Here is a 20,408-nt window from a genome sequence, read left to right as displayed (position 1 = left end):
TGCCCACGTGCCCGCTGCCCACGTGCCCGCTGCCCACGTGCCCGTGGGCTCAGCCGCGTACCGCTCCCGTGACCAGCCAGCGGCCGGAGCGGGCCCGCAGCCACAGGGTGGCCATCCGGGCCGCCATCATCAGCGCCATCGCCCACCACAGCGCCGTCAGCGCGCCGCCCAGAGGGACGACGAGCAGCGCCACGGGCGCGAAGACGGTCAGCACCAGCAGCATCGCCTTGGCGAGGTACGGTCCGTCGCCGGCGCCCATCAGCACGCCGTCCAGGACGAACACCACGCCCGCCACGGGCTGGCACAGCGCCACCACCAGCAGGGCGGGCAGCATCGCGTCCCGTACGGCCGGGTCGGTGGTGAACAGCGGCACGAACACCGGCCGTGCCACCGCCACCAGCGAGCCCAGCACCACCCCGGAGGCGATGCCCCACTGGACCATGCGCCGGCAGGCCGCGCGGGCGCCGTCGGCGTCGTCGGCGCCCAGATGGCGCCCGATGATCGCCTGCCCCGCGATGGCGATGGCGTCCAGCGCGAAGGCCAGCAGGTTCCACAGGGTCAGCACGATCTGGTGCCCGGCGATGTCGGTGTCGCCGAGCCGGGCCGCGACGGACGTGGCGATCATCATCACGGCCTGGAGCGAGAGGGTGCGGACCAGGAGCGGGCCGCCGACCCGGGCGCAGGCGCGGATGCCGGCCGCGTCGGGGCGCAGGGAGGCGCCGTGCCGGCGGGCGCCGCGGACGACGACGGTGAGGTAGGCGGCGGCCATGGCCCACTGGGCGAGGACGGTGCCCCAGGCGGAGCCGGCGACGCCCAGGCCGGCGCCGTAGACGAGGGAGAGGTTGAGGGCCGCGTTGGCGGCGAAGCCGGCGACGGCGACGTAGAGCGGGGTGCGGGTGTCCTGGAGGCCGCGCAGCACCCCGGTGGCGGCGAGGACGACGAGCATGGCGGGGATGCCCAGTGCGCTGATCCGCAGGTAGGTGACGGCGTGCGGGGCGGCGGTCGGCGAGGCGCCCAGGAGGTCGGCGAGGGCGGGGGCGGTGGTCAGGGTGGTGGCCGTGACCGCCGCCCCGAGTATGAGGGCCAGCCAGACGCCGTCCATGCCCTGCCGGATCGCGGCCCGGGTGTCGCCGGCGCCGACCCTGCGGGCGACCGCGGCGGTGGTGGCGTAGGCGAGGAAGACGAAGATGCCGACGGCGCCGGTGAGCAGGGGCGCGGCGATGCCGAAGCCGGCGAGTTCGGGGGTACCGAGGTGGCCGACGATGGCGCTGTCGGCCATGAGGAAGAGGGGTTCGGCGACCAGGGCGCCGAAGGCGGGGAGCGCGAGTGCGAGGATCTCCCGGTCGTGCCGGCGGGCGCCGCGCCGCGCGGCTGCGGTGGCCTGGGCCACAGGTGCCCTCCAATCGTCCACAGGTAATCTGTGCATACAGCTTACGACCCTTACTTCCGGGCGTGTGGAGTGATCTTCTCCGTGCCGTTTGTCGTGATCTCGGCCCGGTCGGGAAAGTTTTTCTCCTCAACAGCCGGTGGATGACAAAACCGCAGGTCAGATGGGTGTGGGCGGAGTGAGTGTGTGTTTGTCCACAGTGCTTTCCCCCGCACCGTGCACAGGTTGGGGGGAGTTCTCCACAGGCTGGGGCCGCTCATCCACAAGCCCTGTGGATAACCAGATTGGCTGACGGTGCCCGCGGCCCTACCGTGGACCGGCGCCCCCCGTCCGTTCCCGACCCGCCCGGCAGCCCGCCGGAGGCTCACGGGACCGGCACGAACCCCCCGCGAACTCGACGCGCGACAAGCGGAGTCGGGCGTCTTTATTTGTCAGAGCCGTGCCGTAAGAAAGAGTGGCACGGCGAGGTCCGCGTCGCGGACGGGAGGAGGTGGCCCGGGGTGAGCATTCCCGAGCCCATGGACGACCCCTGGGGCGAGAGCGGCCCCGGCGACCGACTCCCCTTCCCCCGTTCCCGCCGGGGTGACGGCAAGGGCCGTGGCGAGCAGCACGACCGGGGCGACGAGGGCGGTTCCTGGGACCGCGGCGCCGGCTTCGAGCGGGTGCCGCCGCAGGACGTCGACGCCGAGCAGTCCGTGCTCGGCGGCATGCTGCTGTCCAAGGACGCCATCGCCGACGTCGTCGAGGTCCTCAAGGGCCAGGACTTCTACCGCCCCGCGCACGAGACGATCTACCAGGCCATCCTCGACCTCTACGCCAAGGGCGAGCCGGCCGACCCCATCACCGTCGCCGCCGAGCTCACCAAGCGCGGCGAGATCACCCGCGTCGGCGGCGCCGCGTATCTCCACACGCTGGTCCAGTCGGTCCCGACCGCGGCCAACGCGGAGTACTACGCCGAGATCGTCCACGAGCGCGCGGTGCTGCGCCGCCTGGTCGAGGCCGGCACCCGCATCACGCAGATGGGATACGCGGCCGACGGCGACGTCGACGACATCGTCAACAAGGCGCAGGCCGAGGTCTACGCCGTCACCGAGCAGCGCACCAGCGAGGACTACCTCCCGCTCGGCGACATCATGGAGGGCGCGCTCGACGAGATCGAGGCCATCGGCTCGCGCAGCGGCCAGATGTCCGGTGTGCCCACCGGCTTCACCGATCTGGACGCCCTGACGAACGGCCTCCACCCGGGCCAGATGATCGTCATCGCCGCGCGTCCGGCCATGGGTAAGTCCACGCTCGCGCTGGACTTCGCCCGCGCCTGTTCGATCAAGAACAACCTGCCGAGCGTGATCTTCTCGCTCGAAATGGGCCGCAACGAGATCGCGATGCGCCTGCTGTCCGCCGAGGCCCGCGTCGCCCTCCATCACATGCGCTCCGGCTCGATGACCGACGACGACTGGACCCGGCTGGCCCGCCGGATGCCGGACGTCTCCAACGCGCCGCTCTACATCGACGACTCGCCGAACCTGTCGATGATGGAGATCCGGGCCAAGTGCCGCCGCCTCAAGCAGCGCGCCGACCTCAAGCTCGTGATCATCGACTACCTCCAGCTGATGCAGTCCGGCGGCAACAAGCGCGCCGAGAGCCGTCAGCAGGAGGTCTCGGACATGTCCCGAAACCTCAAGCTGCTGGCCAAGGAGCTGGAGCTGCCGGTCATCGCGCTCTCGCAGCTGAACCGTGGTCCCGAGCAGCGCACGGACAAGAAGCCGATGGTCTCCGACCTCCGTGAGTCCGGTTCCATCGAGCAGGACGCCGACATGGTCATCCTGCTGCACCGCGAGGACGCCTACGAGAAGGAATCCCCCCGCGCGGGCGAGGCGGACATCATCGTCGGCAAGCACCGTAACGGCCCCACGGCCACGATCACCGTGGCCTTCCAGGGTCACTACTCGCGCTTCGTGGACATGGCCCAGACCTGATCGCGGGACGCCGGGCCCGGGGCGGTCGGCAGGCCGGCGGGATATTCGCGGGCCCGCTGATCATCGCCTGGTTAGGGTGCGGGCATGACCGACGCCTGTGATCTCCTGCCCGCCACCCGTCGTGCCCTGCTGCACCGCCTCGCCACCGGCCAGGCGGAGGGCCGTACCCCCGCGCTCGTGGGAGCGGTGATGCGTGAGGGGCGCATGGTGTGGTCAGCGGGGCGAGGGGCCGTCGGTGAGGACGTGCCAGGGGCGGACACGCAGTTCCGGATCGGATCGATCACCAAGACCTTCGTCGCCGTGCTGGTGATGCGGCTGAGGGAGGAGGGGCTGCTGAGCCTCGGCGACCGCCTCGACCGCCACCTCGACACCCCCGAGGCCGGCGATGTGACCATCGCCCAGCTGCTGTCGCACACCGCGGGGCTGTCCGCGGAGCCCGCGGGCCCCTGGTGGGAGCGCACGGACGGCGCCCTGCGCCCCGAGCTCACCGACGTCTTCGGCGCCCGCGCCCGGCGCCACGCGCCGGGGGAGCTGCACCACTACTCCAACCTCGGGTTCGCGCTCCTGGGCGCGGTCGTGGAGCGCCTGCGCGGGCAGGACTGGTACGCGGTGCTGCGCCATGAGGTGCTCGAACCGCTGGGCATGCACCGTACGACCCTGCTGCCGGAGGCCCCGTACGCCGAGGGCTGGGCCGTGCACCCCTGGGCGGACGTGCTCCTTCCCGAACCCGCCGCCGACACCGGGCGGATGGCGCCGGCCGGGCAGCTCTGGTCCACGGCCGCGGACCTCTGCCGCTTCGCGGCGTTCCTGGCGGATGGCGACGACCGGGTGCTCGGCGCCGCGTCCCTGGAGCGGATGCGGACCCCCGCCACACAGCCGCAGGGCGTGGAGTGGACCGATGCCTATGGCCTGGGGACCTTGCTGACCTGGCACGACGGCCGCCTCCTGCACGGCCATGTCGGCACGATGCCGGGCTTCGTGGCCACCGTGTGGGTGAGCCGCGCCGACGGCGTCGCCGCGGTGGTGCTCGGCAACGCGACCTCGCAGCTCGGCATCCCCTCCCTCGCGGCGGACCTGGTGGCGACGGTCGCCGAGCACGAGCCGCGCGTCCCCGCGCCGTGGCGCCCGCTGACCGGCGTGGACCCGGAGCTGCTGGCGCTGACCGGCCCCTGGTACTGGGGCGCCGCGCCCTTCGGCCTGCACCTGGCCGCCGGCCGGGAGCTGCGGCTCGCGCCCCTCGGGGACGGCGGTGGGCGCGCGGCCCGCTTCCGCGCGGAGGAGGACGGCACCTGGACCGGACTGGACGGCTACTACGCGGGCGAGACCCTGACGGTCGTCCGGGCCCCTGACGGGACGGTGAGTCATCTGGACATCGGCACCTTCGTCTTCACGCGCGAGCCCTACGCGCCCGGGGACGTGGTGCCGGGAGGTGTCGACACCGCTGGCTGGCGGTAGTCGGATTGTCGGACAGTGGTCGGATGCGGACGTAGAGTCGAACAGGAGACTGGAGGCGCCGGACATACGGCGCGACACCCCTGGAAGGCACCGTGACTGCGAACACCGCACCGGCCCTGCTCGACCTGGCGCCCCTCGGCGCCGGTCACTTCGCCCGTATCGAGGACAAGGTCGCGGCGCTGATGCGCACCCGCGAGACCGTCGTCGCGATGCAGGGGGAGGCCCTGCTGCCGCTGGAGGCGTGCATTCGCTCGGCCGTCCGGCCCGGCAGCACCGCGCTCAACATCATCACCGGCCCCTACGGCGAGACGTTCGGCGGCTGGCTCCGCTCGTGCGGCGCCGATGTCGTCACGGTGGCGGCGCCGTTCACCGGAGCGGTCACCCCCGGCCAGGTCGCCGAGGCGCTGCGCGCCAACCCGGCCATCGACTTCGTCAGCCTCGTCCACGCCGAGGCGGCCACCGGCAACACCAACCCCGTCGCCGCGATCGGCGAGGTCGTCCGCGAGCACGGCGCCCTGCTGATGCTGGACGCCGTCGCCTCGGTGGGCGCCGAGCCGCTGCTCACCGACGAGTGGGGCGTGGACCTGTGCGTCATCGGCGGCCAGAAGGCCATGGCGGGCCCGGCGGGCGTCTCGGCCGTGTCGGTCAGTGCCCGTGCCTGGGAGCGGATCGCCGCCAACGAGCAGGCGCCGCGCCGCTCGTACCTCTCCCTCCTGGACTGGAAGGAGCGCTGGATCGACGGCGGCCGCACCGCGCTGCCGCACGCCCCCGCCCAGCTGGAGATGCTCGCCCTTGAGCAGGCGGTCGACCGCATCGAGGCCGACGGCCTGGACGCGGTGATCCGCCGGCACCGCGCCGCCGCGGCCGCCACGCGCGCGGGCGTACGCGCCCTCGGCGCCCTCTCCCCGTACGTGCTCCGCGACGAGGACGCCGCCCCGGTGGCGACGACGCTGCGTGCCCCGGACGGGATCGACGCCCGCGACGTGGTGGCGGCGACCCTGGCGGCCGACGCGTCGGTGCCCGTCCAGGCGGCGGCCGGCGCGTTGGCCGAGAAGATGATCCGCGTCAACCACTACGGCCTGGACGCGGACCGCGAGGTCGTCGTCGCCTCGCTGGAGGCGCTCGGCGAGGGCCTGCGGGCGCTGGGCGAGCCGGGTACCGACCCGGCCGGGGCCCTGAAGGCCGGGGGCGAGGCCTGGGACGAGGTGATCGCGGGCTGAGCGTCGCCCGGCGCTCCGGCCGGGCCCTCTTCCGGCAGGCTCTTCCGTCACGGCCGCTGCCGGTGCGTCACGCACCGGAAGCGGCCGTTTCGCGTTTTCCGCACCTTTGTTCCCGTTATGTCGTGTGGAACTCCTCGGCCACACGCACGGATAAAATCGGAACCCACGTCCCGTTTCGTATCCCGCCCTCCGGAGGTCCCGCGCATGGCCCGGCGCAGGAGCCCGTCTCCGCCCCCACCCGCCTCCTCCGCGCTCCGCTCGGACGCGCGGCGCAACCGCGCGCTCGTCCTCCAGGCGGCCCGATCGGCCTTCGAGGAAGTGGGGTTGGCGGTCCCCCTCGGGGAGATCGCCCGGCGTGCCGGCGTCGGCACCGGGACCGTCTACCGTCATTTCCCTTCCAAAGACGCCCTGTTCAGGGCGACCGTGGGGGACCGGGTACGGCTTTTCACCGACACGGCGCGGGAGTTGGCGCACACCGACGAGCCGGGAGAGGTCTTCTTCCGCTATCTCGGGGCGGTCGTCCGCCTGTCGGTGCGGAACAAGGGCCTCTGCGACGCCCTGGAGGGCAGTTTCGAGCCCTCTCCGGGCATCGAGGAGGACTTCCGCGCGGCGCTGGCCGTCCTCCTCGAACGGGCCCAACAGGCCGTCGCCGTACGGAAGGACGTCACCATCGACGATGTGACGGGCCTCCTGATGGGGTGCCTGTCGATGGAGCAGCGGCGGGGTCCGGGGGTGGCCCCGGGGCGGATGACGGCACTGATGTGCGACAGCCTCCGACCGGGCCGTCATGTGACGAAACTACCCCCGACCCCGGCCGCCCGGCGTAACGAAACGGGCTGTGCGGAGTGCGGCGGGCCGGTGCGGGTCGCGCGGACGGGCCGGCCCGCCCGCTACTGCGGTGGCGCCTGCCGGCAGCGGGCCCACCGCGAGAGGGCCAGGGCCGCCCGGGCGGCCGGCGCCTGACGGCGGGCCGCCGCGAGGCCGCCGGCGCGTCCGGCGCGTCCCGTCAGGCGTCCCGGCGCGCGGCGACGACGAGACCCCCGGCCGTCGCGAGGCCGATGACCACGACGGCGAAGGTGGTCGCCCCGGAGGTGAGGCCCACGGCGTCGCTGAGGTAGCCGGCCGCGACGGGCAGCAGGCCCGCGGGGAGGTAGCCGCTGACGTTCAGCGCGGCGTTGGCCTCGGCGAGGCGCTCGGCGGGGACGGTGGAGTTCAGCAGGGAGAGACCGCCGAGCTGGCCCATGCCCTGCCCGGCACCGGCCAGGACGGCCGCGGCGGCGAGCAGTGTGACGGACGAGGCGCGCACCGCGCCCACCAGGACGATCATGCTCACCACGGTGCTCGCCGACGAGGCGAGGAGGATCGCCCGGACGCTCAGCCGTCGTACGGCGAACTGCACGCCCGTCGAGGCCAGGAACATCACGAACGCCAGCGAACCGGCCACCGCACGGTTCGCCGTGCCGAGCAGGCCGGACAGCAGGGACGGTCCGAGCGAGAGCACGAAGGACGTCGCGGTGATGCCCGGCGCGAACGCGGCCGCGCCCGCCAGCAGCCCTCGGCCCGCGCCCCGCGGCACCTTCGGCAGCCGCACCCACGCGCCGCCCGCGCGCCCTGCGGCGGGACGCGGCAGCGGCATGCGCAGGACGACGGCGAAGGCCAGGGCCAGCAGGGCGATCTCGACGAGGAAGACGGTCGTCGTCGGGGCGGGCAGCGTCTCCGAGAGCACGCCCGCCAGCAGCGGTCCCAGACCGGCGCCGAGCACCATCGCGCTGGAGGCCAGCAGCGCGGCCGGCCGCCTGCGGGCGGGGCCCGCCAGGTCGGTCACCGCCGCCATGCCGGCGGAGACCACCGCGCCGACGGCGATGCCGCTGAGCAGACGGGCGGTGATCAGCGCGGCGACGGAGTCCGCCGTCGCGAAGATCACGCACGCCACGGCGGCCAGGCCCAGCGCGGGCAGCAGGACGGGCTTGCGGCCGATCCGGTCCGAGACCACGCCCGAGACCAGCAGCGAGCCGACGAGCCCGGCGATGTAGGAGGCGAAGACGATCGTCAGCGTGCCGCGGGAGAAGCCGATGTCGCGCTGCCACAGCACGTACAGCGGCGTCGCCGCGTTGGACAGGACGAACACCGCCGTCACGGGCCAGGCCGCCAGCCACATCCAGTGGCGGGCCGGGGGCGCGGTCTGTTTCGGCGCGGTCTGTTGTGTGGTGCTCGTGGGCCGGGTGGTCATGGTGGGCACGGAAAATCCCCCTCGCCGTCGCGTCCTGTACGAGATTTCTCGAACTTAGCACGCTGTACGATTGAAGTCGTACAAGGAGTTGATGGAGAGAGACGGGGAACACTCATGACGGCCTTCGATGTCCGGCCCGTTCCGGCGGGCGCTCCCGAACCGCTGGCCGAGCCGGCCGTGGGTGAACTGCGGTTGGAGGCGGTGCTGGCCGTGCTGGGCGACCCGCTGCGCCTGCGCATCGTGCGGAAACTCCTGCTGGAGCGTGAGGAGTTCGACCACCCGTGTGGATGGCTGGGGCTCGACCGGCCCAAGTCCTCGCTCACGCACCACTTCAAGGCACTGCGGGAGGCCGGGGTCATCCGGCAGCGGCAGTACGGCCTCGAACGACGCAGTCATGTACGCGTCGAGGAACTGGAGGCCCGTTTCCCGGGGTTGCTCGCCCTGGTGGCCGACTGGACGCCGCCCGGGGCGGACTAGCCCCGGAACGCCGGGCGCCGGGAGGCCGGATCGGGCATCAGGAGGGGGTGAGGCGCTCCACGGCCGCGACCAGGGGGGCCAGCTCGGTGCGCCCCGACGCGTCGTGGAGGGCCTCGCGCAGCGCGGTGTCGTTGGTGGGGCGGGCCTCTTCCAGGAGCACGCGGCCGGCGTCGGTGACGTCGGTGTAGATGCCGCGGCGGTCGGTGAGGCAGAGGTAGCGGGTCAGCAGGCCGCGGTCCTCGAGGCGGTTGACCAGGCGCGTCGTGGCGCTCTGGCTGAGCACCACGGCGTCGGCGACCTCGTTCATGCGCAGGTGGCCGCCCTCGCCGTCGTGCTGGCGGCTGAGGACGTCGAGCACGGAGAACTCGCGCACGCTCAGCTCGTGATGGGCCTGCAGGGCCCGCTCCAGATGGGCCTCGATCCGGCTGTGCAGGGCGGACAGGGCGCACCAGCCCTGCGCCAGGCCGGTCAGGGCGGGGTCCGGCGTGCGGGACATGGGCGAGCCCTCCTTCACCGTTCGAGTCGCTTTGGCCGTTCGAATCGCTCCCCACCAGGATATCTCCCCGTCGCAATAGCCCGCGCTTGCAAGTACATGCGTCTGCAATTATTGTGGAGGCCGGTAGAAGTCTGCCGCAAGGATCGCGGGCGGACTTCGCCGTACCGACCCCCACCCCCAAGGACCCCGTCATGCCCCTCGCCCTGCTGGCGCTCGCCATCGGCGCCTTCGGCATCGGCACGACCGAGTTCGTCACCTCGGGCCTGCTCCCCGAGATCGCGGACGAGTTCGGCGTGTCCATCCCCACCGCCGGCTTCCTGACCACCGGCTACGCCCTCGGCGTCGTCGTCGGGGCGCCGATCCTGGCCGTCCTCGGCGGCCGCGTTCCGCGCAAGACGATGCTGAAGGCCCTGATGGGCCTGTTCGTCGTGGGCAACGCGCTCTCGGCCGCGGCCCCGGACTTCTCGCTGATGCTCGCGGGCCGGATCGTCGCCTCGCTCGCGCACGGCGCGTTCTTCGGGATCGGCGCGATCGTCGCCGCCGGGCTCGTCCCGCCGCGGAAGAAGGCGGGTGCCATCGCGCTGATGTTCACCGGCCTGACCACCTCCACCGTGGTGGGCGTGCCCATGGGCACCCTGGTCGGCCAGAACGTCGGCTGGCGCGTCACCTTCCTGATCATCGCCGGGCTCGGCGTCCTCGCCGTCCTGGGCATAGCCGCCCTCGTGCCCCGGCAGCCCCGTCCCGAGCGCACCCGGCTCAGCGGGGAGACGGCGGCCTTCCGCAACCCCCAGGTGTTGCTGGCCATGGCCATGACGGTCCTGGGCTTCGGCGGCGTCTTCACCATGAGCACGTACCTCGCCCCGATGATGACCGACGTCGCCGGCTACGCACCCTCGTCCGTCACCTGGCTGCTGGTCCTCTTCGGCGTGGGCATGCTCGTCGGCAATCTGGTCGGCGGGCGGTACGCCGACCGCGCGCTCATGCCCATGCTCCTCACCGCCCTCGGTGGGCTGGCGGTGCTGCTCGCCCTGCTGCCGTTCACGGCGCACGACAAGATCGCGGCCGCTCTCACCATCCCCCTCATCGGCGCCTTCGGCTTCGCCACCGTCCCGCCGCTGCAGAAGCGGGTGCTCGACCAGACCTCGGACGCCCCCACCCTCGCCTCCGCCGTCAACATCGGCGCCTTCAACCTGGGCAACGCCATGGCGGCGTGGCTGGGCGGGCTCGTCATATCCGCCGGCGCCGGCTACACCGCCCCCAACTGGGTCGGCGCCGCCATGGCCGCCTCCGCGCTGCTGCTCGCCCTGCTCTCCGCGTCGCTGGAGCGGCGCGCGACAGCCCGCTCGGACGGGCGCGTGGTCGCCGGGGGATCGCCCGCGGCCCCGGCCCCGGCCACGACGTCGGCCACGACCGGGCAGGACACCGTGCCGGCCGGTCGCTGAGCGGTGCGCCTACGCTCGGCGTCATGAGCAGACTGCACTTGTTCGACCTGGACGGGACGCTGATCCGCGGTTCGGCGGCCGCCGTGGAGATCTCCCGGCAGCTGGGGCTGGAGGCGGAGACCGGGGAGCTGGAGCGCGCGTTCGCCGCGGGGGAGCTGACGCCGCCCCGGTTCGCCCAACTGGCCGTGGAGCTATGGGGAGAGCTCACCGAGGCGCAGGTGGCGGCCGCCTTCGAGGGCGCCCCCTGGCTGGCGGGCATCCGGGACGTCTGGGGGGAGATACGGGCGCGGGGCGAGCGGTGCGCGGTGATCTCCCTGTCGCCCGGCTTCTTCGTCGAGCGCCTGCTGGACTGGGGAGCGGACACGGCCCACGGCTCGCGGTGGCCCGCGGTGCCGTTCCGGGACCCGGTCGATCCGGCGGGCATCCTCGACGCCTCGGCCAAGGTCCGCATCGCCGACGAGCTCTGCGCGCGGTACGGGCTCGGTCGCGCCGACTGCGTGGCGTACGGCGACTCGATGTCGGACGCCCGGCTGTTCGCGGCCGTGCCCGTCTCGGTCGCGGTCAACGCCGACCACCACGTACGGGACATCGCCTCGCACACGTACGGCGGGCGGGACCTCAGGGAGGCCTACGCGCTGGTGGCCGACCGGCCATAGGGAGCCGGTCCGTGCGTCCGCCTGCTTACCGGGGGGCCGGGAAGGGGCGCAGCCTAGCCCCAACAGGACGGGCGGCGCCGGGACTTCCGCTAAACCCGCGTGCTGCCGGGCGCCGGGTGGAATGCTGCGCGTGCCGGCACACCGAGATGTTCGAGGCGAGGCGACGCGACCATGAACGCTCCCACCACTCCCTCCGCCCCGGGCCGTGCGACGGGTGACGCGGGTGAGCGGGGCTGGTTCGCCCCGCCGGGCGGCCCGGGGGCGGCGCGATTACCGTCGGGCGACGCCCCCGGGCCCTCGCCCGCCGCCTCCCCACCGTTCCCGGCCTCCCCGCCGTTCCCGGCCTCCCCACCGTTCCCGGACGCCCCGCCGTCCCCCGGTGCCCCGCCGTCCCCCGGTGCCCCGCCGTCCCCCGGTGCCCCGCCGTCCCCCGCCTCCCCGCCGTCCCCCGCCTCCCCGCCGTCCCCCGCCTCCCCGCCGTCCCCCGACGCCCTGCTGATCCGCCGGACGCTGGACGAGATCGAGCCGATCGCCGACCAGGTCACCTCGTACTTCTACGCGCTGCTGTTCGTACGGAACCCCGGTCTGCGCGAGCTCTTCCCCGCCGCCATGGACACCCAGCGCGACCGGCTCTTCAAGGCCCTGCTCACCGCCGCCCGGTATGCCGACGACGCCCCCACCCTCACCGCGTACCTCTCCCAACTCGGCCGGGGCCACCGGAAGTACGGCACCGAGCCGGCCCACTACCCCGCCGTCGGCGAATGCCTGATCGGCGCCCTCTCCCGTTACGCGCGCGACTCCTGGGACGAAGCGGCCGAGGTCGCCTGGGTTCGGGTCTACACCACGGTGTCCCAGATCATGATCGACGCGGCCGCGGAGGCCGGGCGGACGTCCCCGCCGTGGTGGCGGGCCGAGGTCGTCACCCACGAGCTGCGCACGCCGGACATCGCCGTCGTGACCGTACGGCCCGACCGGCCGTACTCCTTCCGCGCCGGCCAGTACGCGAGCCTGGAGACCCCATGGTGGCCGCGGGTCTGGCGGAACTACTCCTTCTCCTGCGCGCCGCGCCCGGACGGGCTGCTGTCCTTCCACGTCAAGGCGGTCCCGGCCGGCTGGGTCTCCCGTGCGCTGGTGCACCGCGCCCGCCCCGGCGACGTCGTCCGCCTGGGGCCGCCCACGGGCTCGATGACCGTCGACCACGGCACGGACAACGGCCTGCTCTGCCTGGGCGGCGGCACCGGCATCGCGCCCATCAAGGCGCTGGTCGAGGACGTCGCGCGGCACGGCCGCAGCCGTCCCGTCGACGTCTTCTACGGCGCCCGCCACAGCGATGACCTCTACGACATCGACACCATGCTCCGGCTGCAGAAGTCGTACCGCTGGCTCATGGTCCGGCCGGTGGTCTCCGACGGTCCGACCCTCGGTCTGAGCGGCCAACTTCCTCAGGTCGTCCGCAAGTACGGCCCGTGGAACGCGTACGACGCCTATCTCTCCGGGCCGCCCGGCATGATCCGCAGCGGTGTGGACAGCCTGCTCGGCATCGGCATCCCCGCCGACCGCATCCGGCACGACTCGCTCGACGAGCTGACGGCGTCCGCGACGTAGCCCGGGCCCGGGCGGCCGGCGCCGCGCGACCCGGATCTCCCGCACGTCACCCCAGGTCGGCCGCCAGCAGCGCGACGACGCCCTCGACGTTGGCGTGGAGGTAGGCGCGCAGCGACGGCGGGACGACCTCCACCGAGTCGATGCCCGCGCGGGTGAAGGGGATGCGGACGACGTCGTACGTGCCGACCGGCTCGTCGACCTCGGGGCCGTGGCGGCGGGCGAGGTCCATGGTGGCCAGCCGGCAGACGAAGAAGTGCTGCACCTTCACGCCGTGCGCCGCGTGGTGTGTGGAGTGCGAGACGGTGTCCACGAAGGCGGGGACCACGTCGACGACCTTAGCCCCCAGCTCCTCGTCGACCTCGCGGTGGAGCGCGGCGACGACGGTGGGGTCCTCGGGCTCGACGCCTCCGCCGGGAGTGATCCAGTACGGGGGATGGCCGGGCTTGGTGCGCTTGATCAGGATCATCTCGAGCGTGCCGGAGCCGGGCTCGCCGTCGAGCAGGATGGCGCGGGCGGTGCGTTTGACCACGGGCCGTTCGGTCATACGGGACATCTGCCGCACGAACCCCGGCGTGAAACCCCTTCTCACCAGGAAACGGCAGCGCGCAGCAGCCACTCGTGCGCCCTGGCGAGGTGGGGGAGGGCCAGTGTGCCCGCCCGGACGACCAGGAAATAGGTGCGCAGCGGCGGTACGGGCGGGTCGAGCAGGGCGACGATCTCGCCGCTGTCGAGGGCGTCGCCGCACAGATAGCGCGGCAGGACGCCGATGCCGGCCCCGGCGGCGACGCAGGAGAGCACGGCGCGCAGATCGGGGGCGATGACGGCGCCGGCGGCGGTGGGCTTGCTGTCGAAGACGGCGGCCCAGTAGCGGGTGACGAAGGGCAGGCTCTCGTGCACCTCGACGACGGGGAGGTGTTCCAGGGCGTGGACGCCCTTCTCGCGGACGACGGCCGCGCCGCCCAGCCGGGCGGCCCAGCGGGGGCCGGCGACCAGGACGTGCTCCTCGTCGCAGAGCGGAGTGGCGGCGAGCAGCCGGCCGCGCGGGCGGGAGGTGGTGACGACCAGGTCGTGGTGGCCGGCGGCGAGGCCCTCGAAGAGGTCCTCGGCCGTTCCGTGGGCGGTGCGCACGGCCAGCCCCTGGCCGATGAGCGGGGTGAGCGCGGGCAGCGCGCGCAGGGCGGTGAACTCGGGGGGACCGGCCAGGTGGAGGGTGCGGTTGGCCCACTGGTCGTCGAGACCGGCCTCGGTGATCTCCAGCAGGGCGTCGACATGCGGGGCGATCTTGTGGGCGAGCTCGTCGCCGATGGTGGTGGGCAGCACGCCCCGGGCCCGGCGCAGGAAGAGGGGGCGGCCCAGCTGCCGTTCCAGCGTCCGGATCTGGCTGGTGACCGCGGGCTGGGAGAGGCCGAGGAGGGCTGCGGCGCGGGTGAAGGAGCCGGCCCGGTGCACCGTGACGAACGTGCGTAAAAGGGCCAGGTCCATGCCGTCTCCCCTTGCTCGCCGCTACCGGCCGTAGGGGAACTATAAATAAGTCGATAGGTCTGTGTCGCTGGCGTGATTGGACACTGACGCTGAGTCAACTAGCCTGGGTCGCGCGGTTCTTGTCGCGTGTCGTCGCCGCGCGGAGCCGTGGCGGCTCGAGCCAAGAGGGGGGAGGCTCGAGCCGTCCTCGTGCCCGGGCCCGGGGCTCGCGGCCGTCCGGCCCGTGCCCCCGGGCGGCCCGTCGGGCGAGGCGGCTCAGTCCTCCTCGTCGGGCAGGATCAGGTGCATCGCCCAGGCCACGACCGAGACGATCACTCCGCCGACCAGGGCCGGCCAGAAGCCGCCCACGTGGAAGGCCAGGTCCAGCTTCTCCGCCAGCCACGAGGTCAGCAGCAGCATCAGGGCGTTGATCACCAGCGTGATCAGGCCCAGGGTGAGGACGAAGAGCGGGAAGGACAGCAGCTTCACCACGGGCTTCACGATGAAGTTCACCGCGCCGAAGACGAGCGCGACGAGGAAGAGCGTGACCACCTTGCGGGCGGTGTTCTCACCGGACAGCGTGATGCCCTTGAGCAGCCAGATGGCTACCGCCAGGGCCGCCGCGTTGGCGATCGTCTTGACTACGAAATTCTTCATGGTGAGATCGTTGCAGACGAGCGCGCTCGATGAAGATCCGCTCGAAGGCCCGGCCACGGGGCGGTGACCGCGTGGTGGTCGGCACGGCGATGGACGGACCCGAGGGACGGACGACGGATGAAAGCGTTCCGGCTGGACGAGCTGGAGGCCGAACGGGCCGCCAACGAAGGTGCCTACCTGCAGTTCCTACGGGAGCGGAACATGTCCGTCGGGCTGTACGCGCTCGACGCCGGCGACACCGACCCGCAGGGCCCGCACACCCAGGACGAGGTCTACGTCGTGATGAGCGGCCGGGGAGCGATCACCGTCGGCGAGGAGACCTCGTCGGTGGGGCGCGGCAGCGTGGTGTACGTGCCGGCCGGGGTGGTCCACCGCTTCCACCACATCAGCGAGGACCTGCGGATCCTGGTGGTCTTCTCCCCGCCGGAGAGCTGATCCCCGCCCGAGCCCACGCCCGCGCCCGAGCCCCCGACCGAGCCCACGCCCGTGCCCTCGCCCTCGCCCCTGCCCCCCACCCGTTCCCCGGCCGGTCCCCCGCGAACCCGTAGGGGGCGGTTCAGGGGAGGACGGGGGCCGTGAGCGCCCCGCCGGACCACCCCGTCGCCCTAGCATCGAATGCAGGCCGGGGCATTCCGCTCCGGGCGGCCGGAAGATCTACGGCGAGGCATTCGCCGGCGCACTTCTTGCGGCCGTGATGTGACGAGGCCGCGTGAAATCACGCGCGAAGCGGAGAGCAGGGATCGAGATGACCGAGAAGGGGATATTCGCCGGGATGCCGTGGTGGGTGAAGTGGGTCGCCGTGCCGGTCCTCGTCCTGCTGGTGTTCGGCAGCCTGATCATGAGCGTGCTCGGCTTTGTCATCGGCCTGCTCTTCAAGGCGCTGCTGCTGGTCGCTCTCGTCGGTGGCCTGATCTTCGTCGTCAAGAAGTTCACGTCGTCCTCGTCGTCGAGGGGCGACTGGTAGGGGCAGGTCATTCCGGGCGCGACGAGCCGCCCGGAACGTCCCCACCGGCAGGCGGCGTCGCCCACGCCGCCGTGCGGTGTCCGCTCGGTCAACTCAACGAAGCGGAAGGCGGGGAGTTATCTCTCCCGTCAACATCCCTCCGTCAACGTGAACGCGAAGCCCGGGGGCGGAAACGGTAATCCGTGCGCCCTCGGGCCGGTTTGGCCAGTTCTCTGCTGGTCCGTGCCAGCAAATCCCCCGTTACGACTCCGCCCCGTAGTCGAGTCGCTACGCTCCAGAGTCGGAGAGCTCGTATGCTCACCCTCGGTCTCCATGAGTAACTGGAAAATCACTCCTTGTGATCCACTGGGCGTTCTTGTCAGACTATGGCGTCATTGGGGCCATCAGGCTTCAATCCCTGCCAAACCGACGAAGACGGGGCATTGGGCGATGCGCGACACAGTTCAGGCAGAAGTGGTCATGACCTTCCTCGTCTCCGAGGAGCTGTCCTTCCGGATCCCGGTGGAGCTGGGCTACGACAGCAGCGATCCCTATGCGGTGAAGTTCACCTTCCACCTCCCCGGCGACGCCCCGGTGACCTGGGCCTTCGCCCGGGAGTTGCTGCTCGACGGGCTGAGCCAGCCGTCCGGCGAGGGCGATGTGCACATCGCCCCCGCCTCCTCCCAGCACCTGTCGGACGTCTTCATCCGGCTGCAAGTGGGTGGGGAGGGCGCGCTGTTCCGGGCGGGCGCGGCCCCCCTGGTGGCCTTCCTCGACCGGACCGACCGCGTGGCCCCCATGGGGGAGGAGCGCTCGGTCGCCGACTTCGACTACGAGCTCGCCGCCGCGCTCGACAGCATCCTCGCGGGCAATCCCGAGGGGCAGAACGCCGGTTAGCCGGCCGGCCCGGCCCGGCGCCCTCCTCCCCGACCGGCGGCGCACTCGCCGGGGTCCGGACCTCCGGCCCGCCCCCGTCGCGCTACTTCGCGCGCCGGCGCCTGCCGCCGCGCGCCCTGCTCCGCCCCCTGCCCGCCGCCCCCTTGCCGGTGCTGTGCCGGTCGGCGCTGACGACGAGCGCCGCCAGCGCGGTCGTCACCGGGACCGACGCCACCAGCCCGATGCTGCCGACCAGCGTGCGGACGATCTCCTCCGCGACGATCTCGCTGGTCGCCACCCGGTCGACGCCGCTGTCGGCGATCGAGAACAGCAGCAGCAACGGCAGCGACGCGCCGGCGTACGCCAGGACCAGCGTGTTCACCACGGACGCGATGTGGTCCCGCCCGATGCGCATCGCCGAGCCGTACAGTTTGCGCCAATTCGCGGTGGGGTCCGCCTCCTTCAGCTCCCACACCGCGGACGTCTGAGTGACGGTGACGTCGTCCAGCACGCCGAGCGAGCCGATGATGATGCCGGCCAGCAGCAGACCGCGGATCTCGATGTCCGGGTAGAGGCCGTGCACCAGCCCCGTCTGGTCGTCGGTGTTGCCCGTCAGATGCGCCCAGTCGATGAAGACCGACCCGAGCAGGCCGATGACCAGCAGGGACGTCAGCGTGCCGAGGACCGCCACGGAGGTGTGGGCATTGAGGCCGTGGCACATGTAGAGCGCGATCAGCATGATCGCGCTGCCGCCCACCACCGCCACGAGCAGCGGATCGGAGCCCTGCAGGATGGCCGGGAGGATGAACAGCGTCAGGATGCCGAAGCTGATCGCCAGCGCCACGAGCGCGAAGACGCCCCGGAGCCGGCCCACCACGACCACCGCGAGCGCGAAGATGCCGGCGAGTACGGCCATCGGCACTGTCCGGTTCACGTCGGTCACCGAATAGCGGAGCGCCTCCGGCGCCTTGGGGGCGTAGGCCAGGACCACCTCCTGTCCGACGCTGTAGCGGCGCGAGGCGTCCGGCTGCACCATCTCCATGAAGGTGAGCCCCTTGTCCTTGCCCGAGGTCACCTCGACGGTGGTCTTCTCGCACTTCCCCTTCGCGGGGACGGGGGCGCCCGGTGGGGGCTGCTGGCCGGGCGGTGGCTGCCCGCCGCGGGGGCAGTCGAGTTCCTCGATCTTCACGACACGGCCCGACTCGGTCTGCTGATCGAGACCCAGTCCGGTGTGCGGGTGCGCCGGGGTGCCGCCCGGCCACAGGATGATCAGACCGGCCACGACGGCGGCCGCGAAGGGAATGAGAACGGCCGTGATCACCTTGCGCAGCCGCGCCGAGGCGGGGGCCGTCGGACCGTGGCTGTGCGAGTGGGAGTGCGCATGGCTGTGCGAGTGACGATGGGGTGCCTCTTTGGTGCTGGTCACGGGGGCATCATCGCAAGCCCCCCTGTTCCTGCCGCCGGGATAGGCGCTAGCGTTGTGTCACCTTTGCAATCGCGGGAGCTCGGAGCACCGGGCTGAGAGGGCGCTGATCCCCGTACGGATGGATGTACGGATTCCGCTGCGCCGACCGCCGAACCTGTTACCGGGTAATGCCGGCGTAGGGAGTTACTGGTCTCATGACCTCGCAGGATGCACGCATGTCTGCCACCGGATCGACTTCGGAGATCGGCTGGCACAAGGACTATGTGACGGGTTCGCGGCCGGATCTGCGGGTTCCGGTGCGACGGGTGCACCTCACCAACGGGCGGGACGTCCAGCTGTACGACACCTCCGGCCCGTACACCGATCCGTCCGTCGAGACGGACGTCCGCCGCGGCCTGGCGCCGCTGCGCGAGAACTGGATCATCGGCCGCGGCGACACGGAGGAGTACGCCGGGCGCCCGGTGCGCCCCGAGGACGACGGCATCAAGCACACCTCGCCGCGCGGCGGGCTGCGGAACCTCGACGCGGTCTTCCCCGGCCGCCCCCGGCTGCCCCGCCGGGGCCGCGACGGCGCCGCGGTGACCCAGTTGGCGTACGCGCGCCGCGGCGACATCACCCCGGAGATGGAGTACGTCGCGCTCCGCGAGAACGTCTCCCCGGAGGTCGTCCGGGAGGAGATCGCGGCCGGCCGCGCCGTGCTGCCGGCGAACGTGAACCACCCGGAGATCGAGCCGATGATCATCGGTAAGCGGTTCCTGGTGAAGGTGAACGCCAACATCGGCAACTCCGCCGTCACCTCCTCCATCGAGGAGGAGGTGGAGAAGATGACCTGGGCCACCCGCTGGGGCGCCGACACGGTCATGGACCTCTCCACCGGCCGCAACATCCACACCACCCGCGAGTGGGTGCTGCGCAACTCTCCCGTCCCCATCGGCACCGTCCCCCTCTACCAGGCGCTGGAGAAGGTCGACGGCAAGGCCGAGGAGCTGACCTGGGAGATCTACAAGGACACGGTCATCGAGCAGGCCGAACAGGGCGTCGACTACATGACCGTCCACGCCGGCGTGCTGCTGCCGTACGTGCCGCTGACCGCGCGCCGCAAGACCGGCATCGTCTCGCGCGGCGGTTCGATCATGGCCGCCTGGTGCCTGGCGCACCACAAGGAGAATTTCCTCTACACGAACTTCGAGGAGCTCTGCGAGATCCTCGCCTCCTACGACGTGACGTACTCGCTCGGCGACGGGCTGCGCCCCGGCTCGATCGCGGACGCCAACGACGAGGCGCAGTTCGCGGAGCTGAGGACGCTGGGCGAGCTGAACACGATCGCCAAGCGGCACAACGTGCAGACGATGATCGAGGGCCCGGGCCATGTCCCGATGCACAAGATCAAGGAGAACATCGACCTCCAGCAGGAGATCTGCGAGGAGGCGCCGTTCTACACGCTCGGCCCGCTCACCACGGACATCGCACCCGCGTACGACCACATCACGTCGGGCATCGGCGCCGCGATGATCGCCTGGTGGGGCACGGCGATGCTCTGCTACGTCACGCCCAAGGAGCACCTCGGGCTGCCGGACCGCGACGACGTGAAGACCGGCGTCATCACGTACAAGATCGCGGCCCACGCGGCGGACCTCGCCAAGGGTCACCCGGGCGCCCAGGAATGGGACGACGCGCTGTCCGACGCGCGGTTCGAGTTCCGCTGGGAGGACCAGTTCAACCTGGCCCTCGACCCGGAGACCGCGCGCGCCTTCCACGACGAGACGCTGCCCGCCGAGCCGGCGAAGACCGCGCACTTCTGCTCGATGTGCGGTCCGAAGTTCTGCTCGATGAAGATCAGCAGGAGCATCACAGAACGGTTCGGCGGTGACGAGCCCGCCGCGTCCGAGGCGGAGATCGCCGAGGGCATGCTGAAGAAGTCGGCGGAGTTCGCCGCCGCCGGCAACCGCGTCTACCTGCCGATCGCCGAGTAGGCCCGAGGGGGGGGAACGATCCTGGGGGGGGGGGGGGGGGGGGGGGAGGGGGGGGGGGGGGGGGGGGGGGGGGGGGGGGGTGGGGTGTTTTGTTCTTGTGGCCGGTTTTTTGGCGGGTGGGGTCTTTG

The 20,408-nt window shown here is 72.2% G+C and carries 19 protein-coding genes; 12 read left to right on the top strand and 7 right to left on the bottom strand.

What is annotated here, in order from left to right; genetic code table 11:
• Nucleotides 1-49: 49 nt before the first annotated feature.
• The gene (locus AC07BS_RS24335; RefSeq protein ID WP_478934447.1) at nt 50-1,426 is read right to left on the bottom strand and encodes an MATE family efflux transporter; all 1,377 of its coding nucleotides are present in this window, start codon (nt 1,424-1,426) and stop codon (nt 50-52) included.
• A 461-nt stretch (nt 1,427-1,887) separates the two neighbouring features.
• Between AC07BS_RS24335 and dnaB the strand changes: the two genes are divergently transcribed.
• The 4 genes from dnaB to AC07BS_RS24315 all read left to right on the top strand — a co-directional run bounded on the left by dnaB (nt 1,888) and on the right by AC07BS_RS24315 (nt 7,001).
• Nucleotides 1,888-3,363: a replicative DNA helicase gene (gene dnaB / locus AC07BS_RS24330; RefSeq protein ID WP_478645226.1), complete on the top strand. Its 1,476-nt coding sequence runs from the start codon at nt 1,888-1,890 to the stop codon at nt 3,361-3,363.
• Between the two features lie 84 nt (nt 3,364-3,447).
• Nucleotides 3,448-4,818 (top strand): serine hydrolase domain-containing protein, encoded by a 1,371-nt coding sequence (locus tag AC07BS_RS24325; RefSeq protein ID WP_478645229.1) that lies wholly within the window; start codon nt 3,448-3,450, stop codon nt 4,816-4,818.
• A gap of 92 nt (nt 4,819-4,910) precedes the next feature.
• Entirely contained in the window at nt 4,911-6,038 is a 1,128-nt protein-coding gene (locus AC07BS_RS24320) for a pyridoxal-phosphate-dependent aminotransferase family protein (RefSeq protein ID WP_478645232.1), read from the top strand.
• Nucleotides 6,039-6,242: 204 nt separating this feature from the next.
• Entirely contained in the window at nt 6,243-7,001 is a 759-nt protein-coding gene (locus AC07BS_RS24315) for a TetR/AcrR family transcriptional regulator (protein ID WP_478645235.1), read from the top strand.
• Nucleotides 7,002-7,044: 43 nt separating this feature from the next.
• On the opposite strand, the gene AC07BS_RS24310 is transcribed toward AC07BS_RS24315, so the two are convergent.
• Nucleotides 7,045-8,268 carry an MFS transporter gene (locus AC07BS_RS24310; RefSeq protein ID WP_478645933.1) on the bottom strand — a complete coding sequence of 408 codons (1,224 nt, stop codon included), beginning with the start codon at nt 8,266-8,268 and terminating at the stop codon, nt 7,045-7,047.
• A 114-nt stretch (nt 8,269-8,382) separates the two neighbouring features.
• Between AC07BS_RS24310 and AC07BS_RS24305 the strand changes: the two genes are divergently transcribed.
• Complete coding sequence (locus AC07BS_RS24305; RefSeq protein WP_478645238.1) at nt 8,383-8,745, top strand: ArsR/SmtB family transcription factor; 363 nt, start codon at nt 8,383-8,385, stop codon at nt 8,743-8,745.
• A 37-nt stretch (nt 8,746-8,782) separates the two neighbouring features.
• On the opposite strand, the gene AC07BS_RS24300 is transcribed toward AC07BS_RS24305, so the two are convergent.
• Nucleotides 8,783-9,241, bottom strand: coding sequence for a MarR family winged helix-turn-helix transcriptional regulator (locus AC07BS_RS24300; protein ID WP_478645239.1), 459 nt, complete (start codon nt 9,239-9,241; stop codon nt 8,783-8,785).
• A 191-nt stretch (nt 9,242-9,432) separates the two neighbouring features.
• Here AC07BS_RS24300 and AC07BS_RS24295 point away from each other — a divergent pair, with 191 nt between their 5' ends.
• The 3 genes from AC07BS_RS24295 to AC07BS_RS24285 all read left to right on the top strand — a co-directional run bounded on the left by AC07BS_RS24295 (nt 9,433) and on the right by AC07BS_RS24285 (nt 12,944).
• A complete protein-coding gene (locus AC07BS_RS24295) occupies nt 9,433-10,683 on the top strand; it encodes an MFS transporter (protein WP_478645242.1) in 1,251 nt (416 codons plus the stop codon).
• A 23-nt stretch (nt 10,684-10,706) separates the two neighbouring features.
• Nucleotides 10,707-11,339 (top strand): HAD family hydrolase, encoded by a 633-nt coding sequence (locus AC07BS_RS24290; protein ID WP_478645244.1) that lies wholly within the window; start codon nt 10,707-10,709, stop codon nt 11,337-11,339.
• A gap of 171 nt (nt 11,340-11,510) precedes the next feature.
• Nucleotides 11,511-12,944 (top strand): globin domain-containing protein, encoded by a 1,434-nt coding sequence (locus tag AC07BS_RS24285; RefSeq protein ID WP_478934442.1) that lies wholly within the window; start codon nt 11,511-11,513, stop codon nt 12,942-12,944.
• Between the two features lie 46 nt (nt 12,945-12,990).
• On the opposite strand, the gene AC07BS_RS24280 is transcribed toward AC07BS_RS24285, so the two are convergent.
• From AC07BS_RS24280 to AC07BS_RS24270, 3 genes are all read right to left on the bottom strand, one after another.
• Nucleotides 12,991-13,488, bottom strand: coding sequence for an NUDIX domain-containing protein (locus tag AC07BS_RS24280; protein WP_478645248.1), 498 nt, complete (start codon nt 13,486-13,488; stop codon nt 12,991-12,993).
• A gap of 41 nt (nt 13,489-13,529) precedes the next feature.
• Nucleotides 13,530-14,426, bottom strand: coding sequence for a LysR family transcriptional regulator (locus AC07BS_RS24275; RefSeq protein ID WP_478934440.1), 897 nt, complete (start codon nt 14,424-14,426; stop codon nt 13,530-13,532).
• Nucleotides 14,427-14,681: 255 nt separating this feature from the next.
• The gene (locus tag AC07BS_RS24270) at nt 14,682-15,062 is read right to left on the bottom strand and encodes a phage holin family protein (RefSeq protein WP_478645252.1); all 381 of its coding nucleotides are present in this window, start codon (nt 15,060-15,062) and stop codon (nt 14,682-14,684) included.
• 117 nt (nt 15,063-15,179) lie between these two features.
• Here AC07BS_RS24270 and AC07BS_RS24265 point away from each other — a divergent pair, with 117 nt between their 5' ends.
• The 3 genes from AC07BS_RS24265 (at nt 15,180) to AC07BS_RS24255 (ending at nt 16,902) form a co-directional block, all read left to right on the top strand.
• A complete protein-coding gene (locus tag AC07BS_RS24265) occupies nt 15,180-15,497 on the top strand; it encodes a cupin domain-containing protein (protein WP_478645255.1) in 318 nt (105 codons plus the stop codon).
• Between the two features lie 310 nt (nt 15,498-15,807).
• On the top strand, nt 15,808-16,026 hold the full coding sequence (locus AC07BS_RS24260) for a DUF5326 family protein (RefSeq protein ID WP_478645256.1): 219 nt from the start codon (nt 15,808-15,810) through the stop codon (nt 16,024-16,026).
• Between the two features lie 429 nt (nt 16,027-16,455).
• Nucleotides 16,456-16,902, top strand: a complete 447-nt coding sequence (locus AC07BS_RS24255; protein WP_478645258.1) for an SsgA family sporulation/cell division regulator — start codon at nt 16,456-16,458, stop codon at nt 16,900-16,902.
• Between the two features lie 82 nt (nt 16,903-16,984).
• Here AC07BS_RS24255 and AC07BS_RS24250 read toward each other — a convergent pair whose 3' ends face one another.
• Nucleotides 16,985-18,307 (bottom strand): YibE/F family protein, encoded by a 1,323-nt coding sequence (locus AC07BS_RS24250; protein WP_478934437.1) that lies wholly within the window; start codon nt 18,305-18,307, stop codon nt 16,985-16,987.
• Nucleotides 18,308-18,501: 194 nt separating this feature from the next.
• On the opposite strand from AC07BS_RS24250, the gene thiC reads away from it, so the two are divergent.
• Complete coding sequence (thiC, locus tag AC07BS_RS24245; RefSeq protein ID WP_478934435.1) at nt 18,502-20,280, top strand: phosphomethylpyrimidine synthase ThiC; 1,779 nt, start codon at nt 18,502-18,504, stop codon at nt 20,278-20,280.
• Nucleotides 20,281-20,408 lie beyond the last annotated feature (128 nt).

The sequence above is a fragment of the Streptomyces sp. NPDC044063 genome, assembly GCF_056434285.1.
Note: the sequence above shows the minus strand (reverse complement) of the source record. Positions and strands in the feature narration are given on the sequence as shown.